This window comes from Oceanospirillum sp. (assembly GCF_048265165.1).
In the GTDB taxonomy this organism is placed as follows: Bacteria; Pseudomonadota; Gammaproteobacteria; order Pseudomonadales; family Halomonadaceae; genus Oceanospirillum.
Genome location: NZ_JBLXCD010000002.1, coordinates 572,949 through 595,697 on the forward strand (window position 1 = coordinate 572,949; position 22,749 = coordinate 595,697).

Genomic DNA, 22,749 nt, shown 5'->3' on the forward strand with positions numbered 1-22,749 from the left:
TTTTCCCACAATTAACATTATTAAAGTCATTTATTTAATTAGTTAGTTATAGTGATAGTTATTATGTGGATAATTTCTGTGGATAAGTGGTGGTAGCTCCCGTTATAGAGGGGTTTTTGCTTGTGTTTAAGTCTTCGAGTTTCCTAGGGACTAGCTAGGGGTATCCTGAGAGAATGTTGTGGATAAATAAGTGACTTATCAACAGTGCTTCTTATGGCCAGTTTATCCATAGGGCTTAATCACAATGATACATCTGTTATACCGTCCGTTTTTAAGGTAAAAAAAGTGAAAACTTTTTTTCAGGCATAAAAAAAACCGCCTTTTAAGGGGCGGGTTTCTCAAACCAAACAAGTTTTAAGCGATGTCAGACATCTGTCTTTTCACGCCAAAAACCTGATTAGCTTTCATCGCTACGTGGCTTACGAGGTGCATCATTACGGCGAGGTCGACCACCACGATTCTCACCCCGAGGACGGCGCGGACGATCACCACGAGGTTCATCTTTAGGTGCAGGCCCTTTATCAACACTGATATTCATTGCAACCTGGCGCACACGGGTCTTCTGCAGGTGATTCAGTACATCTGAAGGCATGCCATCAGGAAGTTCAACGGTGCTGAACTGATCGTACAGACGAATATTGCCGATATACTTACTTTCGATACCAGCTTCATTCGCAATAGCACCAACAACATCACCAGGCTGAAGACCATCGCTACGACCCACTTCAATGCGGTAGCGAACGAAATCAACATCTGTAGGCCGTTCACGACGAGGACGACGCTCTCCGCGCTCACCACCACGTTCATTACGGTCGTTGCGATCGCGACGCTCATTACGCTCACGGGCCGGACGTTCAGGCTCAGGCGGCAGAATCAGTGGGCGTTTTTCCTGAACTTTCCAGGCCAGCGTTGCTGCAATGTCTTCCAGAGAGATTTCATTCTCTTCCGTCAGCTGTTGAATCAGCTTACGGAAAAAATCCATATCTGCGCCAACGGCTGCGGACATCTCAACCACACTGTCTTTAAACTGCTTAACGCGCTGATCAGCAACCATCTCACGGGTCGGCAGATCCATACGTTCAATGCGCTGACGCGTTGCACGCTCAATAGCACGTAGCATACCGCGCTCACGTGGTGTTACGAACAGAATGGCATCACCGATACGACCTGCACGGCCAGTACGACCAATACGGTGTACATACGCTTCGGTATCGTATGGAATGTCATAGTTGATCACGTGAGTAATACGCTCAACATCCAAACCACGGGCTGCAACGTCTGTCGCAATGACAATATCCAGCTTACGGTTTTTCAGCTGATTAACGGTACGTTCACGCAATGCCTGGTTCATATCACCATTCAATGCGGATGCACTGTAACCACGGGCTTCCAGCTTCTCAGCCAGCTCAACGGTAGCATTTTTGGTGCGAACGAAAATAATCGCCGCATCAAAATTTTCTGTTTCCATAATGCGGGTCAGCGCATCCATTTTGTTAACACCACTAACCTGCCAATAGCGCTGGTTGATGGTATCAACAGTAGAGGTTTTCGCCGCGATACTGATTTCCTGAGCACCGTCAAGGTGACGACGAGCTACTTTGCGAATCTCATTCGGCATAGTGGCGGAAAACAGAGCAACCTGACGGGGCTGAGGAACTTGCTCAAGAATCCAGTCCACATCATCGATGAAACCCATTTTTAACATTTCATCGGCTTCATCCAATACCACGGCTTTCATAGTAGAGGTGTCTAAGGTTCCACGGCGCAGGTGATCCATAACACGGCCTGGCGTACCAACAATAACCTGAGGGCCACGACGCAGCTGCTTCAGCTGCAGGGTCATGCTATGGCCGCCATAGATTGGCAGTACATGGAATCCACGCATATCACGGGCATAGCGTTGGAATGCTTCCGCAACCTGAATCGCCAGTTCACGGGTAGGTGTCAAAACTAAAACCTGTGGGCTGTTCTGACGGACATCAATTCTGGATAGCAGTGGCAAAGCAAAAGATGCCGTTTTACCGGTACCGGTTTGTGCCTGACCCAACAGGCTTTCGCCTTTTAACAGAACCGGAATACTCGCGGCTTGAATCGGGGAAGGCGTTTCGTAACCAATCTCTTTTACGGATGCTACAAGTGCTTCGGGAAGGCCCAGCTCATCAAAGCTGGTTACAACAGTTTCTTCTGATGACATTCAAGGGTTACCTGAGTCGTTAAGGTATAAATGACGGAACCCTTGGCATCTCATCCAAGCATACTGACGCGTTAAAATATCGCTCAATATCAATTACGGGTTCCACTTCGCTTAAAAGGAGTCTGTACCACTTACAAGGAGCGGTATGCTGCTCACTAATACAGATAGCCTACATTGGCTATCTCATTGGCAGGGTACGCGCTGTGCGCAATCGGGGCTGATTCGAGGATCAGATTCGGAGAAAACAGCAGTCTTTCACCCTGAGGGGCACGCATTGTGCCTGCATTTGAGGCTAAAATCCAATTTAGTTTCTATTTATTACCACTTATTTACTTATTAAACGGTAAAATTGAATGCTGACATTCAATTCGCTGATTTTCCATTCTGATCAAACGGCTTTATCTAAGCTAACCGCTAAATTTTGAGGTCGATATGCTGCGCGCTCTTTTTCATCATGCTGATCAATTGCTTACGCAATATCGCTCTTTCTGGCAGATGCGGCCCTTCCATATTCGGCAATTCAGAGAATGTAGTCAGTTGCCGGAGAGTCTTCTGTCTAAGCTAACAAAATTGGATCAGAAAGAATTTGAGCAATTAAGTCAAAACTCAGAGGCAAGCAAGCAATGGCTGCAACCCTGGCTACCTTGTCTGGACGACATCGGACTGCTTGAAAAGCGTATTCAGGGCATGTCACAGCAGAGCAACTCTTTCGCTCGCATAGCGGATGTGGATAACTCAGTACTATCCGACTATCAGGAACCGGTGTGTATAAAATATTTGAGCAGCGGAATTCCCGGACGAAAATGGCAACAGATTGAGCTGGTTACGGAATATCTGCCAGCGGCAAACTCTCCATCTAAGCAGAAGCTTCTGGAATGGTGTGCCGGCAAAGGTCATCTGGGCCGACTGCTATCCATCCGTAAAGGCTATGAGGTCACCAGTCTTGAGTGGCAACACAGTCTTTGTATTCAGGGTGAAGCGCTGATCCATCAGCAAAAAAAACGCTATCCACAACTGCAACAACGCATGCAGCAAGGTGATGCACTGTCTAATGATGTGTCCCGACTTTTAAATCAGCATAATACTGCCGTCGCTCTTCATGCCTGTGGTGATCTGCATACTCACCTGATCAGCCAGTGCTGTAACTCTGCACAAGCTATTAAACAGCTTGCGGTTGCACCCTGTTGTTATCACCTGACCGCAGATGATATTTATCAGCCGCTGTCGAAGGCGGGGCAGGGTAGCCTGTTAAGGCTTGATCGACAGGATCTGAAAATCCCGCTGCAGGAAACCGTGACCGGTGGTCAGCGTGTCAGCCGCTTGCGGGATATCGAACTGCACTGGCGTTTAAGCTTCGATTTTTTGCGCCAGTCACTGACAGGGGAAACTCACTATAAACCTCTGCCAGCTTTCCCGAAGAAGCTGCTCTCCGGTGGATTCAAAGAGTTTGTTCACTGGGCTCTGATCAATCGTGAGCTGTTAAGCGATGATCATGACTCCGACAATTTGCCCTTCAACGAACGAGAAATGTCTCAGGCGTTAACGGAAGGAGCTGAAAAGCTGCTTATGGTTCGTAAGCTGGAATGGCTGCAGAGTTATTTTCGCAGACTTCTCGAAATTTGGCTGGTAGCAGACCGGGCACTGTCACTTGAAGAAGCAGGGTTTCACGTGGAACTTTATCAGTTCTGCGATAAAGCTGTCAGTCCGAGAAACCTGCTGATTCTGGCTCGGCGATAATCACGACACTTTTTTGTGGTTTGGACTCAGTTTCAGCTTTTTCTGTTCAGCCCGAACATTGATCAGATTACCACTAAACATAACGGCAGCCCCTACGAGCACCCAGATATCCACCGACTCCTGATAAAGCAGATAGCCAACACACATAATCAGAGGTAAACGTAGAAAATCCATCGGCACAACCACGGTTGCATCCGCCAGTTTAAATGCACGTGTCATGCAGTAATGAGCACTCATCGCCGTCACACCCACGAGAACGATCCAGGGCAACATCTCCCAACTTGGCCACTGCCAATCCAAAACGCTGGGTATCAGGCCAAAGGGCAGCTGCATCACCGTCATATAGAAGAGAATCGTCAACGGGGCATCCGTCGCCGATAAAGACTTGGTCTGAATGTAGGAGAAAGCGTAACCCACAGCTCCGGCCAGAACCGCCAGTGCAGCAGGGTTCATCCCTTGCGTCGAGGGTCTTAGAATCATCACCAGCCCCGTCAGCCCTAAAGCCAGAGCTGTCAGACGAGCTGGCGTCAACTTCTCGCCCAACAGAAAAAAAGCAAACAGAGCGGTCCAGACCGGAGTGGTGAACTCGATAGCGATCACCTCAGCCAGGGAGATATAAGCTAGCCCATAGAACCATCCATATTGCCCCGCATAGTGGGCTATATTCCTCAAACCATGACGCATCAGATGCTGCGTTTTCATCAGATGTAAACCCTGGTATGAAATCAGAGCACTGATCAAAAAAACGCCGATAACACTGCGGAAGAAGAGAATATGGTAGGTTTCAAGCTCAGCGGAAAGCTCACGACCTGAAACTGCCATCGCCATAAAGGAGAGCAGTGCGCCGGACATCCACAAGGCTGCCCGAACCGGTTTACTGAATTCCATAACTTATCATCCTGACCCGGTTAGTGTCTTACTTACCAATACAGAAAGAGCCGAAGATCTTGCCCAGCAGATCATCGGCACTCATCTGCCCAGTGATCTCGCCCAAAGCCTGTTGCGCCATACGCAGGTCTTCGGCCAGTAATTCACCTGCCCCCATATTCAGCAGTTGATAGTGACCGTTATTGATAAATTCACTGGCCTGTTCCAGTGCATCCAGATGACGGCGCCGGGCACTGAAACCACCTTCGGTACTGCCGGTATAACCCACGGTCTCTTTCAGGTGCTGCGTCAAATTATCCACACCCTCGCCGGAACGGGCACAAAGCCGGATCACCGGTCGCTCTGTGGACAAATCAATACCTGCTGTTTCACCGCTCTGGTCAATCTTGTTGCGGACGACGGTTACCGGTACGGAGGGAGGCAGCTGGTCGATAAACTCCGGCCACAAGGTATGGGGGTCGTTAACCTGAGTCGCGGTACTGTCGACAATCAGCAAAACACGGTCGGCCTGTTTGATCTCATTCCAGGCCCGTTCCACACCGATCTTCTCCACCTGATCCGGAGTTTCCCTGAGACCTGCGGTATCAACAATATGCAACGGCATACCATCAATATGAATCTGTTCCCGCAAGACATCCCGGGTAGTTCCGGCAATATCCGTGACGATGGCGCTGTCTTTACCGGACAGGCAGTTCAGTAAGCTGGATTTACCGGCATTAGGACGCCCGGCGATCACAACCGTCATGCCTTCCTGCATAAGAGCTCCCTGGCTGGCGCTATCTTGTACCTGCCGCAGCTCCTCTCGAATAGCATTAAGATCTGCCATTACTTTGCCGTCTGCCAGAAAATCGATCTCTTCCTCTGGAAAGTCGATCGCCGCTTCCACATATATCCGCAGGTTGGTTAACTTATCCACAAGCTGATGAACTTTCTCAGAAAAGGCACCCTGCAAAGAGCGTACTGCATTACGGGCTGCTTGCTCCGAAACACTATCGATCAGATCGGCAATCGCTTCGGCTTGAGCCAGATCCATCTTATCATTCAGGAATGCCCGCTCAGAGAATTCACCGGGTCGAGCCATACGTACACCACAGGCTAAAACCCGTTTAAGCATCATATCCATAATGATGGGGCCGCCGTGACCTTGAAGCTCGAGCACATCTTCGCCGGTAAAAGAGTTGGGGCCAGGGAAATAAAGAGCGATACCTTCATCCATGACACCGCCATCTTCATTATAAAAAGGGCCGTAATGGGCATAGCGGGGTTTCGGTATAACGCCAAGTAGCTGTTCAGCCAATAAGGCAGATTTTGGTCCAGAGACGCGAATAATACCCACGCCACCACGACCAGGGGGTGTTGCCTGTGCAGCGATCGTATCAATGGTGTATGCAGCGCTCTGTGTCATGGCCAAAATCCCCATAATAATCTTAGTGTTGAACAACAATAGTCAGGCTTAAATCGAAATACCGAATAATACTCAAACCGCTTATTGTATGCTTATACTGAAGCTGCCTGAATAATCTAAAACAGGTTGTGGGTAAAACGAAAAAAGCCCCCGAAGGGGCTTTTCAAGCAAAAAATTAGCTGATGCTAAGCTTTTGCTTTTTTATCATCATCACCGCTGCCACTTTCAATACGCTTGGTAATCACATATTGCTGAGCAATAGACAGTACGTTATTCACAACCCAGTACAGAACCAGACCTGCAGGGAACCACAGGAAGAATACTGTAAAGACAACAGGTAGTGCCTTCATCAACTTCGCCTGCATTGGATCAGGAGGTGTTGGGTTCAGTAGCTGCTGAATAAACATGGATGCGCCCATAATAATCGGCAATACGAAGTACGGATCTTTCACTGACAAGTCTTCAATCCAAAGCATAAACGGCGCATGACGCAGTTCTACACTTTCCATTAGCATCCAGTACAGTGCGATAAATACCGGCATCTGAATCAGAATTGGCAGACAACCACCGATGGGATTGATCTTCTCTTTCTTGTACAGCTCCATCATCGCCTGAGACATCTTCTGACGATCTTCGCCGTACTTTTCTTTCATCCGCTGCAGTTCCGGACCGACGCGGCGCATATTCGCCATGGAGCGATATGCAGATGCAGACAGATGGAAGAATGCCGCCTTAATCATCACGGTCAGGATAATAATTGACCAGCCCCAGTTACCCAGGAAACCATGAAGCAGGTTGAGCATCCAGAACAAAGGTTGTGCGATAAACCAGAGCCAACCGAAATCAACGGTCAGCTCCAGGTTTGGAGCTGCTGATTCCAGCTGTTCCTGTACCTTAGGGCCAACATATAAGTTGCTGCCAAAAGTAGTCTGCTCACCAGGTTGCAGAACCGTCTCAGGGCTGGAGAAACCTACGATATTATCACCCCGGGATGTGCTCCGGGTGCTGTACTCCTGTTTGACATTCTGATCAGGAATCCAGGCACTGACAAAGTAGTGCTGGATCATCGCAACCCAACCACCTACTGATTCACGCTTAACATCTGCTTCCTGAATATCTTCAAACTTGATTTTTTCGTATTTCTCATTAACCGTAGAAATAGCAGCCCCCAGATAGGAGACCATGCCCATGCCTTCAGCCTGAGTCGGATCTGGTGAGTTATCACGCTTTAATTGAGCAAAGTAATAACCGGACCAGGTTTCGCTACTGGCATTATTAACAAGGTACTCAACACGAATGTTGTAACTGTCCCGTTGCAAGGTGAAGCGCTTGGTGATTTGCACTCCGGTGCTCTGAACATAATTCAGATCAACCTGAAGACTGTTTTCACCTTCCGTTAGTTCATAGGTGGTTTTTTCTGCGCTGAACAGAGGACGACCGCCGCGGGAAGCGTCTGGGCCATTGACACCAGCCAGACCGCTTTGTGCAACATAAGTACGGACTTTACTACGTTCCAGCAAAACGAAAGGGGTATTCGAAGTACTCACCTGAGCCAGATGCTGCGGGAGTGCTGCAAAAACGATGTCACCGCCTTTTGGATCGATACGAAGATCCAATACGTTGGTACGTACTTCAATCAGGGAAGTACTGGCTTCTGACGTGTTAGGCAAGTCGCCACGGGTAGAATTCTGGGGGATATCTTCCTGGACCAGATCATTCGCTGACGATGCTTCAGATGGAAGAGTATTCTGTACCACAGGAGCCTGAGCTTGTGGGCCATAATCTTTATTCCACTGAACCACCATCAGATAAGATACTAAGGCCAGGGAGATGATCAAAAATAAACGTTTCACGTCCATGGGTATGCTCTTACCGGATTCGTGTTGAAAAATGAAATGCTATTTTGAGTGTGGCGCTGCTCTCTGGCAAGCCATACCAGGGATAAATCTTTGAAATAGCATCAGGATTGTTATTTTTCCGGACGAGGTTTCCGCTTACCACGAGATTTGTGGTCGGACTTTTGACCGGATAGCTTCTTGCGGTGCAATGTCTCTAGCCTTTTCCAAGCCAAATTAAGCTGGTGAGCATATTCTTCTGAAGAGAGATCACTGAGACCCTTCTGGGTGAGTAAGACAAGATCCATCGCGGGCATCTGATGCTTATTCAACCGAAACGATTCACGGGTAAGGCGTCTGATCCGATTTCGATCAACTGCTCGACGAAGATTTTTTTTAGCCAGAATCTGGCCGATGCGAGGATGGGGCAGAGTATTGGGACGGGCAAGAATCATAAAACAACGACCAAACACTTTGATCTGGACGTCATCAAATACGGAGCGGTAATCCCCGGCAGTCAGAAGTCTGACATCCCGGGGAAACCCGTAACTGGTCATCGTGCTAATAAATCAGCAAACCAGAAATCAGGCACTCAGACGTACGCGGCCTTTGGCACGACGACGAGTGATGATTTTACGACCATTTTTAGTCGCCATACGAGCACGGAATCCGTGATTACGCTTGCGTTTCAGAACGCTTGGTTGAAAAGTTCTTTTCATGACTGTATTCCCACACTTTCACTTTCAAAATGGCGCAGAAAGTGCGCCTAGTCTTTGATCAGGGCGGAGATTCTAGAGAATAACGCCTGAGACTTCAAATATTTCCTGAAGAAAAAGTGGTTGTGCATAACTTTATTCGCCAAAAACTCTCCTTAGGTGCCTGAATTTTAAGCATTAAGCAGCGGCTTTGCATCCTTAAAATCTTCTGCACGATGGTTAAGAGTTCTCTGCCAGTATTTTTAACTCAGGGGATTTTCACTGATTACTTGGTAGGAACTCCTGAAAGCTCTAAACAGAGCAGTTATCCAAGCTGTAAACAGAATCAATATAGATTTATTAAATAAAGAAAGATAATAGTAGTGATATATATAGAAGAAAGACTTTTCTGTGGATAAGCGACTGCAGCCCAGAGTATGGCTGATTTGGCTCATTGTATAACCCAGAAGATAAAAACCATTTTAATTGTCAGTATGCTCGGAGTGAGCTGTGGATAAAATTGCACCTTATACACATGCAAAATTATCCCTTGTTTACTCCCCAACGCTTAACCTAACCAGACGACCCTGTTATCCACAGCTGTAAAAGCAATGAAATTGCCTGATATCATGCGCTGCATGTGGATAACCTAAGCCTTAACCGATAAAATGCTCCTTTGTTTTTCTTGGGGATCGACTGTGTCTTTAGCACTCTGGCAGAAATGCTTAGGTTACTTACAGGATGAGCTGCCTTCTCAGCAGTTTAATACCTGGATTCGCCCTCTTCAGGCTGATACTGAGGGGCAAAGTCTGAAACTGTTAGCACCTAACCGTTTTGTTCTCCAGTGGGTTTCCGATAAATATCTGGCGCGAATTTCTGAGCTGTTGAATGAGCTGAGTAATGATCAGCCACCGCAGCTTATTTTGGAGATTGGCAGTAAGCGAACGGTTTCTGCCCCTGAGGCAACGACACGACCTGTAACGCCTCCTGGTGTGATTGTCCGGACATCCCCGCCGCGGCCTCATTTTGTACAGGAGCCTGAGTCCTCAGCAGACACATCAGTCAAATTGACTTCTGTTTCGTCAACTTCCGGTAGAAGTGGAAATTCATCTACGCACAGCCCAGGTAATTCTTCAGTTAAACCTGAACGTACTGTGCAGGTTGACGGAGCCTTGAAACACCAGAGTGCTCTGAACCCTAATCACACTTTTGAAACCTTTGTAGAAGGTAAATCAAACCAGTTGGCCCGGGCTGCATCCCGTCAGGTTGCTGAAAACCCTGGTGGTGCTTATAACCCGTTGTTTCTGTATGGCGGGGTAGGCTTAGGTAAAACGCACCTTATGCATGCTGTGGGAAACTTTCTGGTACAGCAAAACCCCAATGCTAAGGTGATGTATCTCCACTCTGAACGTTTTGTAGCGGATATGGTGAAAGCGCTTCAGCTGAATGCAATTAATGATTTTAAACGTCTCTATCGCAGTGTGGATGCCCTGCTGATTGATGATATTCAGTTTTTTGCCGGTAAAGAACGCTCGCAGGAAGAGTTTTTCCATACATTCAATGCTCTGCTTGAAGGCGGGCAGCAGATGATTCTGACCAGTGATCGTTTTCCAAAAGAGATCAGTGGTATGGAGGAGCGTTTAAAATCTCGCTTTGGTTGGGGTTTAACGGTGGCAATTGATCCCCCGGAGCTGGAAACCCGGGTAGCAATTCTTAAAAAGAAAGCAGATCAGGCGAGAGTTTTGTTATCCGATGATGCTGCTTTCTTCATCGCCCAGAAAATTCGCTCTAATGTGCGGGATCTTGAAGGGGCTCTGAAAAAAGTGATTGCAGATTCTCACTTCAGAGGACAGCCCATCACCACTGACTTTATCCGGGAATCTCTGCGCGATCTGTTTGCGGTCCAGGATAAGCAGGTTGGTATCGATAATATTCAGCGTACTGTGGCGGAATACTACAGCATTAAAGTGCCGGATCTTTTATCGAAACGACGAAGCCGTTCGGTTGCCCGGCCACGTCAGGTAGCCATGGCATTGGCGAAAGAACTGACGAATCACAGTTATCCTGAGATTGGTGATGCTTTTGGCGGGCGTGATCACACCACCGTTTTACATGCTTGTCGCAAAGTAAAAGAGTTACAGGAAGAGAATGCTGAGATCCGTGAGGACTACAAAAGTCTTTTAAGAGCGCTGACCAGCTAAGCTGGATTCTCCCGGTGCCGAAAGAAAAACGAATTAAGTGTGTCTGAAGTGTTGAGCACTTCAACATCAGTTAAATTTTTATGGAATAGTCTGTTATGAAATTTACCGTTTCCCGTGAAGCTCTGTTGCGACCGCTTCAGCTGTTGAATGGTGTTGTTGAGCGTCGTCAAACGCTCCCTGTGCTGTCTAATGTACTGGTTGTTGCGGACCCTCAGGGGCTGTCTTTGACGGGTACTGATCTGGAAGTGGAGATTCTGAGCCACTTATCTATTGATGGTGCCGTTGAAGTGCCGGGAGCGACCACGGTTCCAGCGAAGAAGCTTTTCGATATTTGTAAATCTCTTCCTGATCAGTCTCAGATTGAATTTTCCCTTCAGGATCAAAAGGTTATCATCCGTTCAGGCCGCAGCCGATTTTCTCTGTCCACACTTCCGGCAGCGGAATTCCCGAAAGTAGAAGAGAGTCAGCAGGATCTCTCTTTTGAGCTGACTCAGAAAGAGTTTAAGCGCCTGCTGGATCGCTCTTCCTTTGCTATGGCACAAAATGATGTGCGTTATTATTTGAACGGTTTACTGTTGGAGCTGAGTCCCGGCATGTTGCGCAGTGTTGCTACCGATGGCCACCGTTTGGCAACCTGTTCTTTGCCGATTGATCATGGTGCAACCAGTGTGGTTCGTTCGATTGTTCCTCACAAAGGTATCGTCGGTCTGGGTCGTTTGTTTGATGATTCAGACACACCAGTACAAGTGGTGTTGGGAAGCAATCATATCCGGGTTAAAACCGGTGACTATATTTTTACCTCTAAACTGGTGGATGGTAAATTCCCGGATTATGAGCGTGTGATTCCACGAAATGGTAATAAGGTGGTTGTTGCTGACCGCCAAGAGTTACGCGAAGTTCTTCATCGAGCCTCCATTCTTTCTAATGAGAAATACCGTGGTGTTCGGCTTTGCCTGACAGATAGTAATCTTGAAGTCACAGCAAATAATCCGACTGAGCAGGAAGAGGCTGAAGAGAACATCAGTGTAAATTATCAGGGCGACTCTCTGGAAATTGGCTTTAACGTGACGTACGTTTTAGATGTGCTGGATGTCCTCAATAACGAGCAGATCAAGATTACGGTTTCGGATGCTAATAGTAGTGCTCTGATTGAAGAGTTTGGCACTGATGATGATTCTCTTTATGTTGTTATGCCTATGCGCCTGTAAGATCTCGGGTGTCTAAATCGTATCATCATGCAGAACTTATTAGAGAAAGCTGCCTGTTTAAAGCCTTACCTAAGCGGTAAGGCTTTATTTATTTTCCCCGTCAGACTGATCAGAGGCCGAAGGAAATGAGTATACGACGGCTGGATATTGCAGGTTTCAGGAATCTGAAGTCAGCGCAACTGCAACCGGCCTCAGGCGTAAATCTGATCATTGGTGAAAATGGTGCAGGAAAAACCTCAATACTGGAGGCGATCTCTGTCCTTTCCACCGGGCGGTCTTTCCGTGCAAGCCGCACACCGGCCATCATTAATTTCGAACAGGATGCTTATACTCTGTTTGCCGAAGTTTTTAATGCTCTTGCTGCCCATCAACAAATTGTTCCTATTGGTATTTCCCGAAACCGACAAGGTGAACAACAGATCCGAATTGCAGGTCAACAGGCGAGAACCGCATCTCAGTTAGCCGAATTACTCCCGGTACAAACTATCAATTCCGAGTCGTTTCAGTTACTCGAAGGCTCCCCTAAAGTCCGTCGTCAGTTTGTTGACTGGGGGGTGTTTCACGTGGAACATGTTTTTTTCCCGGTATGGCAAGCGGGGCAAAAAGCGTTGAAACAGCGCAATAAGCTACTGAAATATGGTAAAATGCAGGGCTCTGCGCAGCATGATACATGGGATGAGGCGTTGGCTGGGTATGCGGAACAAATCGATCTCTACCGCGCTCGCTACGTTGAGATGCTGGTTCCTGAGTTTAAGTCGACTCTGTCGGAGTTATCATTCTCGGATGAGGTGTCTCTCAGTTATTACCGGGGGTGGGATCGAACGGTTTCCTGCCTTGATGTACTGCGCCACAATAGAGAAAAAGACTTGGCACTTGGCTTCACTCAGTCAGGGCCGCACAGAGCAGATCTTAAAATCAGGGTTAACAAACTACCAGCGGTAGACGTGCTATCCCGTGGACAACAAAAATTAGTGGTGTGCGCTTTACTTTTAGCTCAGGGGCGACTGATGCAGAAAGTAACCGGAAAACAGAGTATCTATCTGGTTGATGACCTGCCTGCTGAGCTGGACAGTGAACACCGAAATTATTTATGCCAGGTGCTGGAAGAGATGCAGTGCCAGGTTTTTATTACCAGTGTGGAGGCGGATGCACTGATCCAATCTTGGTCAGCGTCAACGCCAATGACTGTGTTTCACGTGAAACATGGTGAGTTAGATCACACACCCGGACCCGCTGCCATCAGGTAAGCTGAGCCGGCTGTAAACACAGGAACAGGATATGAGCGAACAATCATACGATTCATCCAGCATTAAGGTTTTAAAAGGTCTCGATGCGGTTCGTAAGCGTCCAGGGATGTATATCGGCGACACCGATGATGGAACAGGCCTGCACCATATGGTGTTTGAGTTGGTGGATAACTCAATTGATGAGGCGCTGGCGGGTCATTGTTCTGATATTAAGGTCATTATCCACCCGGACGAGTCGATTACAGTATCAGACGATGGCCGTGGTATTCCTGTGGATATGCACGAAGAAGAAGGTGTATCAGCCGCTGAAGTGATTATGACGGTGCTGCACGCTGGTGGTAAGTTTGATGATAATAGCTACAAAGTATCCGGCGGCCTGCACGGTGTTGGTGTTTCTGTTGTAAACGCCCTTTCCGAAAAATTGACCCTGACAGTATGGCGCAGTGGTAAAGTTCATGAACAGGTTTATGTTCACGGGGTACCTGAAACGCCGCTACGCGTGATCGGTGAAACGGAAAAAACCGGCACAGAAACCCGCTTTCATCCTTCACCTGAAACCTTTACTAACGTTGAGTTTCACTACGATATTCTGGCAAAACGTCTGCGGGAACTCTCTTTTCTGAACTCTGGTGTCAGCATCACGCTGACCGATGAACGCTCGGGACGTACTGATAACTTCAAATATGAAGGTGGCCTGAGTGCCTTTGTTAAGTACCTGAATCAGAACAAAACAGCACTGAATGATGTATTCCATTTTTCGGCAGAGCGGGAAGATGGAACCGGGGTTGAAGTGGCTCTCCAGTGGAACGATTCCTATCAGGAAAATATCTACTGCTTTACTAACAATATTCCTCAGCGTGATGGTGGTACCCACCTTGCCGGTTTTCGTGCGGCCTTAACCCGCACACTGAACAACTATATTGAACAGGACCCTAAGGTCAAAAAAGATAAAGCGAGTACCTCCGGTGAAGATGCCCGTGAAGGATTGACTGCCATTGTCTCTGTGAAAGTACCTGATCCTAAGTTCTCATCGCAAACTAAAGATAAATTGGTTTCTTCGGAAGTGAAATCTGCAGTTGAGCAAGAGATGGGACGCCTGTTTGCTGATTACCTGCTGGAAAAGCCGAACGAAGCTAAGGCAATCGTTAATAAGATGATTGATGCGGCCCGGGCCCGTGAAGCCGCCCGTAAAGCTCGTGAGATGACCCGCCGTAAAGGGGCACTGGATATTGCCGGTTTACCGGGAAAACTGGCCGACTGCCAGGAGAAAGACCCGGCGCTGTCTGAACTTTACTTAGTGGAGGGTGACTCTGCAGGCGGTTCCGCTAAGCAGGGTCGTAACCGTAAAACCCAGGCGATTTTGCCGCTGAAAGGTAAGATTCTGAACGTCGAGAAAGCACGTTTTGATAAAATGCTGTCGTCGGCAGAGGTTGGTACTCTGATTACCGCTATGGGCTGTGGTATTGGTCGGGAAGAGTTCAACCCGGATAAACTACGCTACCACTCCATTATCATTATGACGGATGCTGATGTGGATGGTTCTCATATCCGCACCTTGCTGCTGACCTTCTTCTTCCGTCAGATGCCCGAGCTGATCGAGCGTGGTCATATATTTATTGCTCAGCCGCCCCTGTACAAAATTAAGCGCGGTAAGCATGAGCAGTACCTGAAGGATGAACTGGCTCTGGAAGAGTACCTGACGAATACCGCTCTTGATGGCGGTGCACTGTACGTTAATCCAGAGGCTCCGGGTATTACAGGCGAAGCACTCGGTGGCCTGGTTGCCAGTTATCAGGATGTAGCACGTCGTATTACTCGTTTGTATCGTGCTTATCCTCAACCTGTGCTGGATCAGATGTTGGATCTTCCATTGCTTGATGATACGGCTTTAGCTGACAGGGCAGCAGTTCAGGCCTGGATTGATCAACTGAAAGCGATTCTGGAAGAGAATGCAGGTCGACACCCGGCAATGCGTTTTGAATGGCGTGTCTCACATGATAGTGAACGTAGTGTATACCTGCCGGAAGTGACTATTCTGGCCCATGGGGTACCAACTGAGTATCGGTTTGGGTTGGACTTCTTTAAGTCTCAGGATTACAAGGCGATCAGTGAGCTGGCAGCCCGGTTGGATGGCTTACTGGAAGAGGGCGCTTATGTTAAGCGTGGCGAGCGTAAACGCGAAGTAAGCCGCTTCTCTGATGCTCTGACCTGGTTGCTGGGCGAAGCCCGCCGCGGCTTCAGTATTCAGCGCTACAAAGGTCTGGGTGAGATGAACCCTAGTCAGCTCTGGGAAACCACCATGGACCCGGAAACCCGTCGTATGCTGCGGGTTAGTATTGAAGATGCTGTTGCTGCAGATCAGATTTTCACCACTCTGATGGGGGATGAAGTAGAGCCTCGCCGTGACTTTATCGAAACCAACGCCCTGACCGTTGCAAATTTGGACGTTTAATCAAGTATTTCGTTTAAACACCGGAAAAAAAGCAGCCTGCGAGCTGCTTTCAGGTTGCTGACAAAGTCCTCGCCATCGTGCGGGGACTTTTTATAATAGCCCTATCAGAAGTTTCATTTCTTGCTGGCAAAAAAAAGGCCCCCACTCTTACGAACCGAAGTTCTGGAGGAAGCCGTTGTTACCTAAGGAATATCGATCAGGGTTAAGAGTGTCAATTATGGCGGGCTTTATATCGCTTTGTGTTAGCCTTCAGTCTCAAGCAACCAGTCAATAAAGTCTGCTAGTTCATCAAAAACTAACGCATTTTCCAGCCCTTCGTTAGCGGTGAGTGTTTTCTCCCCTTTACCGGTTTTAACCAGTACCGCTTTGCATCCTCGAGCTTCACCCGCCTGTAGGTCGCGTAAGCTATCCCCAACCATAAAACAGCCTGATAGGTCACTGATGCTTAGCTCTTCCATAATTTGATCGATAAGGCCGGGCAGAGGCTTACGGCACTCGCATCCTTCATCAGGTTTGTGGGGGCAGTATTTTATGGTGGCAAAAGAACCACCTTCAGCCTCAACGAGTTGCGTCATCTTATTATGCATCGCATCAAGGTCATTCTGGTTGAAATGACCACGACCCAAACCCGATTGGTTGGTTGCCACGGCAATCAGATAACCTGCCCTGGAAAGCCGGGCGATTGCCTTGATGCTGTTTTCTATGGGAATCCACTCGTCTGCATTTTTTACAAAAGCATCTGAGTCCAGGTTGATAACGCCGTCGCGGTCGAGGATAACCAGTTTAGTCATGGCTGTATTTGAAATTCTTTTATGGAGTGGATGGTGATGTTTAAAAAATATAAAAAAAGAGCCGTAAACATACGGCTCTTTTCCAGCTTTAACAACCACGATATGTAAGGGATTACAGGGATTGTGTTTTTGTCAGCTGTTTTTGTCGCTTATTGCTGTTTTATTGTTGCAGCAAGGCAATATCGGCAACTTCTAAGAACAGGCTGCTTAGTGATGCCAGAAGAGCAAGACGGTTATTTTTAACCTGCTCATCGTCGGCCATCACCATGACATTGTCGAAGAAGTTATCAACAGCACTACGCAGGCTGGCCAGGCTATTTAGCGCAGCCTGATAATTTGCAGCTGCAAACAAAGGAGCCAGTTCAGCTTGCTTAGCCGCAACCTGTTCTGCCAACACTTTTTCCGCATCTTCTGCCAGTAATGCAGTATCAACCTGTGCATTGCCCTGATAGTTCTGTTTAGCCAGAATGTTGTTCACACGCTTGTTGGCTGCAGCCAGAGCTTCGGCCTCGTCCAGCTTGCTGAAGGCTGTTACTGCCTGTACTCGACGATCAAAGTCATACGCGTTACTCACCGGGCGAGAACGTACTGCGAGGAAAGTTTCAACAGCGATGCCTTCAGCTTGATACCAAGCACGGAAACGGTCCAGCATATAGTTCAGCACATCATCTACTAAGCCTTCTGCTTTTGGCAGATTGCCATGTTGAGCAATACTGAGTTCGATTAAGTCTTTCAGATCGATATCCAGTTTGTTGTGTACCAAGATGCTCAAAATACCGATGGTTGCACGACGCAAAGCAAACGGATCTTTATCACCGGTTGGACGCTGGCCGATACCAAAAATACCCACCAAGGTGTCAATACGATCCGCAATGGCCAGAGCCATACCTGTTTTAGTGGCAGGTAGCTCATCACCGGCAAAGCGCGGCATATACTGTTCATTCAGGGACTGAGCAACCTCAGCATCTTCACCATCATTTGCGGCATAGTGTGCGCCCATGATGCCTTGAAGGTCTGTAAATTCCAGTACCATTTCAGTGACGAGGTCACACTTGCTCAGATCAGCTGCACGCTGTGCTTTGGTTTTGTCACCATCAATCTGTTCAGCAATAAACTGAGCGATTTGGCTAACACGCTGGGATTTATCATAGATACTGCCCAACTGTTTTTGGAAGGTAACGGTTTTCAGTGCATCGATACGTTCTGCCAAAGGCTGCTTTTTATCTGTTTCAAAGAAGAAAGCGGCATCAGACAGGCGAGGGCGAATCACTTTTTCGTTACCGGCAATAACCTGGGCCGGATCTTTACTGACAATATTGGATACGGTAATAAAGTTAGGCTTTAACTGGCCATCTTTATCCACAACGTGGAAGTATTTCTGGTGCTCTTTCATGGAAGAGATCAGGCAGGCTGCCGGTACCTCGAGGAAGCGCTTTTCAAAGGAGCCGGTTAGCGCAACAGGCCACTCAACAAGGCCGTTAACCTCGTCCAGCAGATCTTCATCTATTTCAGCAATAGCGCCTAGTTTGGAGGCTTCTTCGTTGACCTGAGTACGGATGGTCTCACGACGCTCTTCCATATCAACCAGAACAAATGCTTTACGTAGTGTTTCCACATAGTTATCGGTGGAGGCCAGCTCGATAGCTTCGTTGTGATGGAAACGGTGGCCCATGGTGGTCCGGCCAGCGGTCAGGCCTAGTACTTCACAGTCGATAACATCAGTACCAAACAGACTAACCAGCCAGTGAACAGGGCGAGAGAACTCAATGCGGCTGGAACCCCAACGCATACGTTTAGGAACTGGCAGTTGAGATATTGATTTATTAATCAGCTCAGGCAGCAGGTCTGAGGTCTGAGTACCTTTCTGAAGAGTGTTAAAGACCAACCAGGTTCCTTTAGGGGTTTCCATCTTTTCCAGGTCATCAAAGGCAACGCCGCAGGAGCGAGCAAAACCTTCCGCCGCTTTTGTTGGTTTGCCATCGGCATCCAGTGCAGCCTGCAGGGCTGGCCCCCGGCGTTGAACCTCTCGATCTGGTTGCGCGACTGCCAGTTGCTTAACCTGTACCGCCAGTCTGCGGGGGCTGGCCAGAGCTTTTACGTCAGCAAATGGGATATCTGCTTTTTCCAGACCCACTTTTATGCCTTCAGCGAACGCATCAGAAAGACGTTTCAGCGCGGTTGGGGGTAGCTCTTCCGTACCCAGCTCAACCAGGAAATCACGTACTTCAGCCATGTTATGCCTCTTCCTCTTTATACTGAGCCAGAACTTCTTCACGCAGGGCGTCAGGCGCCAGCGGGAAACCGAGATCTTTACGCACCTTGAAGTAGGCATTCGCAACGTCACGAGCCATGGTACGCACACGCAGAATATAGCGTTGACGCTCAGTTACTGAAATTGCGTGACGTGCATCCAGCAGATTAAAGGTGTGGGATGCTTTTAAAACCTGCTCATAAGCCGGCAAAGGCAGTGGTGTATCCTGACCTAAGAGCTTTTGGCACTCTGATTCGCAATGATCGAAGTTCTTAAACAGCATAGGAACATCGGCATGCTCAAAGTTATAGGTGGATTGTTCCACTTCATTCTGATGAAACACATCACCATAGGTGACTTTCTTACCCATAGGATCGATGGTCCAAACCAAGTCATAGACACTGTCTACGCCCTGAATGTACATGGCGATCCGCTCAAGCCCATAGGTGATTTCGCCCGTCACGGGATAGCACTCAATACCGCCAGCTTGCTGGAAGTACGTAAACTGAGTGACCTCCATACCGTTTAGCCAGACTTCCCAGCCAAGACCCCAGGCACCCAATGTTGGGGATTCCCAGTTATCTTCTACAAAGCGTACGTCATGGACATTGGTATCGATACCCATCATGCGCAGTGAGCCAAGATAGAGCTCCTGAATATTGCTTGGGGAGGGCTTCATCACCACCTGAAACTGATAGTAATGCTGCAGTCGGTTAGGGTTCTCACCATACCGGCCATCTGTTGGGCGGCGGGAAGGCTGAACATAGGCTGCATTCCACGTTTCAGGGCCGATAGAGCGCAAGAAAGTAGCTGGGTGGAAAGTCCCTGCGCCTACTTCCATATCCAGCGGCTGCAGAACAACACAGCCCTGATTGGCCCAGTATTGTTGCAGGGCCAGAATCAGGCCCTGAAAAGTTTTTACGTCTGGCGTATTTTGGTTCATCTCAGTTAGCCACCATCAATGAGCTAATGAATTTTTATAAGTGGTCAAGTATACATTTCGTCCGCATATCTATGTAGTGGACATTGGGCAACAAGCATAAAAAAAGCGGCTGATATAGCCGCTTTCTCGGTGATCTACCGGTTTTACACCATCTGATAAGATCAGAATGGCTTAATCACACTTAACAGCACAGTATCTTCGTCCGCATAGGGTAGCACAAGGGCCTCGTCAGGCTGTAGATTACCATTGATCACTTCCGTGACTTTAGCCGCGTAGAGCCAGCCCATCAGTACCTGTGAGAAGTAGTGCTTCTGATCATTCATGCGGGAGATCCCCGTCAAGGGTGACAGACCGTAGAAAACGGCTTTGGCATAAGGGTTGTCAGTCATTTGAGCGGCGGTCAGAAAAGGAACGGCTCCGACATATGCATGACCGCTGACGGTGTGCTCGTATTCAAATTCAAAAATATTCCATTCAGAGCCAACACCATGTCGTGGGCGGGCGCCACCGAGAATAGCCTGTGAGGCCCAAACAGCAGGTAAGCCTACCAAAAGCGCCTGAGCTGTGCGATCGCCCCACTCCGGAACAGGCCCGCAGTCGCGTTCGCAAGCGAGGCGGTTGAGTGCTGCCAGACCAAAATAGATAGCGGTTGGAGCTGTATCGCCAAATGTTTTTGTGATCTCAGAGAAGTCATTGGATGATTGCGAAAGGATGTTGCTGTTATAGCTATCCTGGATCTCCTGATCGAGATCAGTATTGGCAAAAATACCGCCAACTAAAAGAGTTTTTCCTAACCAGGGGAGGTTATCCGGGCTATATACATTCTGATAGCCGTGGCCTAAATCTGAAGCAAATTCAGAGAAGCCGTTATCAGCATGCACTCTTGAGGTATAGGAAAGTACGAAGACAGCAGTAAGGGCGATGGAAAGGGTAATTTTTGACATATATCCGTATATTCTAATAATTAATCGATTGGGTAGGGGCGATCAATATAACTGATGAATCCTTAAGAAACGATTAATAACTGGTGAAAAGTACCGATTTAATGCAGCTGAAGTATTAACTTTTGTAACCTTTCTGTAAGGCCTGCCACAGTTCTTCAGGGATGCTTTGTGCCTTAGTGAGCTTACAGACAGAACGATACAGCCTTGCCAGGTTTTGTTCTTGCCAGCCTCCCTGTTTCGGCATCTTCTTACAGCGATCAAAGTCGATCAGCCACACCTTTCCCTCCGGATTGACCAGAATGTTGTTGGCATTGAGGTCAACATGATTAAGCCCCCAGCGGTGAAAGCAGGCGATTGTTTTGCCAACCTCTTGCCATAGTAATACCTGATGATTATCTGACAGATAACCGGCAAAAGGGTGTGCATCAGGGATTCTTAGGGTGAGCAGGTCACCCTGGTATAACAAGCCATGTTGAATCACCCGTGCTGCTATAGGTTTTGGGACGGGCAAGCCAGCCTGGTGCAGCTGGTAGGTGATATGAAACTCCCGCCAGGGCCGACTTTCCTCCAGACCGGAAAACCAATATTTATCCTGGCTGATTTTGGCCATGAGCCCGCCACGCCGATAGTGACGAAGCAGGTAGTCTTTTCCATCCGGGTGTTGAATAAAGAAAGCCTGCCCCCGGCCTCCACTGGGCTCGGTCAGTCGCTGCTGCTTTTGCCAGTATTCTGGCTGAAAGAAAGTCGCATCAATTTGTGACAGATGTTCCGCATCATATAGAATGTGCTGCTTCTTGGAGGAATATATCTCAATGGTCATGACTCGTTTCCGGAAAACACCGCCCCAAACTATCTGCCTGATCAGGTTGTCTGCGTTGGGTGATGTGTCAAATGTCGTTCCTGTGGTGAAGCGCCTGCAACAGGTTTGGCCCGACACACGAATTGTCTGGGTGACGGGCAAGGCGGAGCACAGTTTACTTAAGGGTCTGGCAGGGGTCGAGTTTATTGTTTACGACAAATCGGCCGGTCTTAAAGGGATGCGTGAAATCTGGAAACAGCTTTCTGATACCCGGTTTGATCTGCTTTTACATATGCAGGCGGCGCTCAGGGCTTCGGTACTGTCCCTGGGTATAAAAGCTGACATTAAGTTGGGTTTCGACAAAGCCCGGGCAAAAGACTGGCAGTGGCTCTTTACCAACCAAAGAATCTTACCTCGGGACAAAAGCCATGTTGTCGAAGGGTTTTATGACTTTCTGAGTACGCTGGGTATTGCACCAGAACGACCTGAAGATATGGAGTGGCAGCTACCGGTTTCCCCGGAGGCTATTGAAGAAGCCCGGCAGAAGTGCCCCTGCGATCGTTACGTTGTCATCTCCCCATGCTCCAGTGAGCGGGCCAGAAACTTTCGTAACTGGACATTGGATGGCTATGTCGAGGTTGTGGAGTATCTCTATCAGCAGTATGGGCTAAAAGCTGTGATTACCGGCGGGAACAGGGATATTGAGCATTACTACGCCAAAGAAATTATGGAGCGATCAGGAACACCTGTGCTGAACCTTGTCGCTCAGACATCACTGCAGGGATTGGTTGCATTGATCCGGCGAGCCTCCCTTGTTATCGCCCCTGATTCGGGGCCGGTACATTTTGCTAATGCTGTGAATACGCCGGTTATCGGTTTGTTTGCCACTTCAAATGTTCAGCGAACAGGGCCGTATAAATGGCAGCAGTGGGTTGTTAATAAATACCCCGAGGCCGCGAAGACCTATAAGCATAAATCTGTTGATCAGCTCTCTTGGGGAGAACGGGTGCGCCATCCACACGCAATGGAGCTAATACAAACCGGTGATGTTTTCCTCAAAATTGATCAGTTGCTGGCGGATCATTCCTCGCAATCCTGATACCTAAGCCTGTTTGCGTTACTAAATTTATAGGTATACGCCTGACTCTCAGTTTTATGA

General features: G+C 48.2%; 17 protein-coding genes. 6 read left to right on the top strand and 11 right to left on the bottom strand.

From position 1 onward, the window contains the following. Window positions 1-397: 397 nt before the first annotated feature. Entirely contained in the window at window positions 398-2,194 is a 1,797-nt protein-coding gene (locus ACN0R8_RS06180) for a DEAD/DEAH box helicase (protein WP_417596107.1), read from the bottom strand. Between the two features lie 432 nt (window positions 2,195-2,626). On the opposite strand from ACN0R8_RS06180, the gene ACN0R8_RS06185 reads away from it, so the two are divergent. Continuing rightward, window positions 2,627-3,931: a methyltransferase gene (locus ACN0R8_RS06185; RefSeq protein WP_417596109.1), complete on the top strand. Its 1,305-nt coding sequence runs from the start codon at window positions 2,627-2,629 to the stop codon at window positions 3,929-3,931. Here the strand turns inward: ACN0R8_RS06185 and ACN0R8_RS06190 are convergent, their stop codons facing one another. From ACN0R8_RS06190 to rpmH, 5 genes are all read right to left on the bottom strand, one after another. Continuing rightward, window positions 3,932-4,819: a DMT family transporter gene (locus tag ACN0R8_RS06190; RefSeq protein ID WP_417596111.1), complete on the bottom strand. Its 888-nt coding sequence runs from the start codon at window positions 4,817-4,819 to the stop codon at window positions 3,932-3,934. A 28-nt stretch (window positions 4,820-4,847) separates the two neighbouring features. Next, complete coding sequence (mnmE, locus tag ACN0R8_RS06195) at window positions 4,848-6,224, bottom strand: tRNA uridine-5-carboxymethylaminomethyl(34) synthesis GTPase MnmE (RefSeq protein WP_417596113.1); 1,377 nt, start codon at window positions 6,222-6,224, stop codon at window positions 4,848-4,850. A gap of 185 nt (window positions 6,225-6,409) precedes the next feature. Next, a complete protein-coding gene (gene yidC / locus ACN0R8_RS06200; protein ID WP_417596115.1) occupies window positions 6,410-8,083 on the bottom strand; it encodes a membrane protein insertase YidC in 1,674 nt (557 codons plus the stop codon). Window positions 8,084-8,193: 110 nt separating this feature from the next. After that, complete coding sequence (gene rnpA / locus ACN0R8_RS06205) at window positions 8,194-8,616, bottom strand: ribonuclease P protein component (RefSeq protein WP_417596117.1); 423 nt, start codon at window positions 8,614-8,616, stop codon at window positions 8,194-8,196. A gap of 27 nt (window positions 8,617-8,643) precedes the next feature. After that, window positions 8,644-8,778: a 50S ribosomal protein L34 gene (gene rpmH / locus ACN0R8_RS06210; RefSeq protein WP_078319729.1), complete on the bottom strand. Its 135-nt coding sequence runs from the start codon at window positions 8,776-8,778 to the stop codon at window positions 8,644-8,646. 674 nt (window positions 8,779-9,452) lie between these two features. On the opposite strand from rpmH, the gene dnaA reads away from it, so the two are divergent. The 4 genes from dnaA (at window position 9,453) to gyrB (ending at window position 15,862) form a co-directional block, all read left to right on the top strand. Then, window positions 9,453-10,955, top strand: coding sequence for a chromosomal replication initiator protein DnaA (gene dnaA, locus ACN0R8_RS06215; protein ID WP_417596120.1), 1,503 nt, complete (start codon window positions 9,453-9,455; stop codon window positions 10,953-10,955). A 95-nt stretch (window positions 10,956-11,050) separates the two neighbouring features. Then, the gene (dnaN, locus tag ACN0R8_RS06220) at window positions 11,051-12,163 is read left to right on the top strand and encodes a DNA polymerase III subunit beta (protein ID WP_417596122.1); all 1,113 of its coding nucleotides are present in this window, start codon (window positions 11,051-11,053) and stop codon (window positions 12,161-12,163) included. 125 nt (window positions 12,164-12,288) lie between these two features. Continuing rightward, window positions 12,289-13,410: a DNA replication/repair protein RecF gene (recF, locus tag ACN0R8_RS06225; RefSeq protein ID WP_417596124.1), complete on the top strand. Its 1,122-nt coding sequence runs from the start codon at window positions 12,289-12,291 to the stop codon at window positions 13,408-13,410. 31 nt (window positions 13,411-13,441) lie between these two features. After that, window positions 13,442-15,862, top strand: a complete 2,421-nt coding sequence (gene gyrB, locus ACN0R8_RS06230) for a DNA topoisomerase (ATP-hydrolyzing) subunit B (protein WP_417596126.1) — start codon at window positions 13,442-13,444, stop codon at window positions 15,860-15,862. 242 nt (window positions 15,863-16,104) lie between these two features. Here the strand turns inward: gyrB and gmhB are convergent, their stop codons facing one another. From gmhB to ACN0R8_RS06255, 5 genes are all read right to left on the bottom strand, one after another. Then, window positions 16,105-16,653 (bottom strand): D-glycero-beta-D-manno-heptose 1,7-bisphosphate 7-phosphatase, encoded by a 549-nt coding sequence (gene gmhB, locus ACN0R8_RS06235; protein ID WP_417596128.1) that lies wholly within the window; start codon window positions 16,651-16,653, stop codon window positions 16,105-16,107. 160 nt (window positions 16,654-16,813) lie between these two features. Further along, a complete protein-coding gene (gene glyS, locus ACN0R8_RS06240; RefSeq protein WP_417596130.1) occupies window positions 16,814-18,886 on the bottom strand; it encodes a glycine--tRNA ligase subunit beta in 2,073 nt (690 codons plus the stop codon). A gap of 1 nt (window position 18,887) precedes the next feature. Further along, entirely contained in the window at window positions 18,888-19,847 is a 960-nt protein-coding gene (gene glyQ / locus ACN0R8_RS06245; RefSeq protein WP_078319737.1) for a glycine--tRNA ligase subunit alpha, read from the bottom strand. Window positions 19,848-20,008: 161 nt separating this feature from the next. Then, complete coding sequence (locus ACN0R8_RS06250) at window positions 20,009-20,791, bottom strand: phosphatase PAP2 family protein (protein WP_417596132.1); 783 nt, start codon at window positions 20,789-20,791, stop codon at window positions 20,009-20,011. Window positions 20,792-20,906: 115 nt separating this feature from the next. After that, window positions 20,907-21,611, bottom strand: a complete 705-nt coding sequence (locus ACN0R8_RS06255; protein WP_417596134.1) for a 3-deoxy-D-manno-octulosonic acid kinase — start codon at window positions 21,609-21,611, stop codon at window positions 20,907-20,909. On the opposite strand from ACN0R8_RS06255, the gene ACN0R8_RS06260 reads away from it, so the two are divergent. After that, window positions 21,604-22,689: a glycosyltransferase family 9 protein gene (locus ACN0R8_RS06260; protein WP_417596136.1), complete on the top strand. Its 1,086-nt coding sequence runs from the start codon at window positions 21,604-21,606 to the stop codon at window positions 22,687-22,689. The genes ACN0R8_RS06255 and ACN0R8_RS06260 overlap by 8 nt on opposite strands. Window positions 22,690-22,749: the final 60 nt, after the last annotated feature.

What these genes read in the sequence shown, in the direction of transcription:
- ACN0R8_RS06180 (WP_417596107.1), bottom strand. Translation starts at nt 2,194, where the DNA reads ATGTCATCAGAAGAAACTGTTGTAACCAGCTTTGATGAGCTGGGCCTT.
- recF (WP_417596124.1), top strand. Translation starts at nt 12,289, where the DNA reads ATGAGTATACGACGGCTGGATATTGCAGGTTTCAGGAATCTGAAGTCA.
- gmhB (WP_417596128.1), bottom strand. Translation starts at nt 16,653, where the DNA reads ATGACTAAACTGGTTATCCTCGACCGCGACGGCGTTATCAACCTGGAC.
- ACN0R8_RS06185 (WP_417596109.1), top strand. Translation starts at nt 2,627, where the DNA reads ATGCTGCGCGCTCTTTTTCATCATGCTGATCAATTGCTTACGCAATAT.
- ACN0R8_RS06255 (WP_417596134.1), bottom strand. Translation starts at nt 21,611, where the DNA reads ATGACCATTGAGATATATTCCTCCAAGAAGCAGCACATTCTATATGAT.
- yidC (WP_417596115.1), bottom strand. Translation starts at nt 8,083, where the DNA reads ATGGACGTGAAACGTTTATTTTTGATCATCTCCCTGGCCTTAGTATCT.
- ACN0R8_RS06260 (WP_417596136.1), top strand. Translation starts at nt 21,604, where the DNA reads ATGGTCATGACTCGTTTCCGGAAAACACCGCCCCAAACTATCTGCCTG.
- mnmE (WP_417596113.1), bottom strand. Translation starts at nt 6,224, where the DNA reads ATGACACAGAGCGCTGCATACACCATTGATACGATCGCTGCACAGGCA.
- rpmH (WP_078319729.1), bottom strand. Translation starts at nt 8,778, where the DNA reads ATGAAAAGAACTTTTCAACCAAGCGTTCTGAAACGCAAGCGTAATCAC.
- ACN0R8_RS06190 (WP_417596111.1), bottom strand. Translation starts at nt 4,819, where the DNA reads ATGGAATTCAGTAAACCGGTTCGGGCAGCCTTGTGGATGTCCGGCGCA.
- ACN0R8_RS06250 (WP_417596132.1), bottom strand. Translation starts at nt 20,791, where the DNA reads ATGTCAAAAATTACCCTTTCCATCGCCCTTACTGCTGTCTTCGTACTT.
- rnpA (WP_417596117.1), bottom strand. Translation starts at nt 8,616, where the DNA reads ATGACCAGTTACGGGTTTCCCCGGGATGTCAGACTTCTGACTGCCGGG.
- glyQ (WP_078319737.1), bottom strand. Translation starts at nt 19,847, where the DNA reads ATGAACCAAAATACGCCAGACGTAAAAACTTTTCAGGGCCTGATTCTG.
- glyS (WP_417596130.1), bottom strand. Translation starts at nt 18,886, where the DNA reads ATGGCTGAAGTACGTGATTTCCTGGTTGAGCTGGGTACGGAAGAGCTA.
- dnaN (WP_417596122.1), top strand. Translation starts at nt 11,051, where the DNA reads ATGAAATTTACCGTTTCCCGTGAAGCTCTGTTGCGACCGCTTCAGCTG.
- gyrB (WP_417596126.1), top strand. Translation starts at nt 13,442, where the DNA reads ATGAGCGAACAATCATACGATTCATCCAGCATTAAGGTTTTAAAAGGT.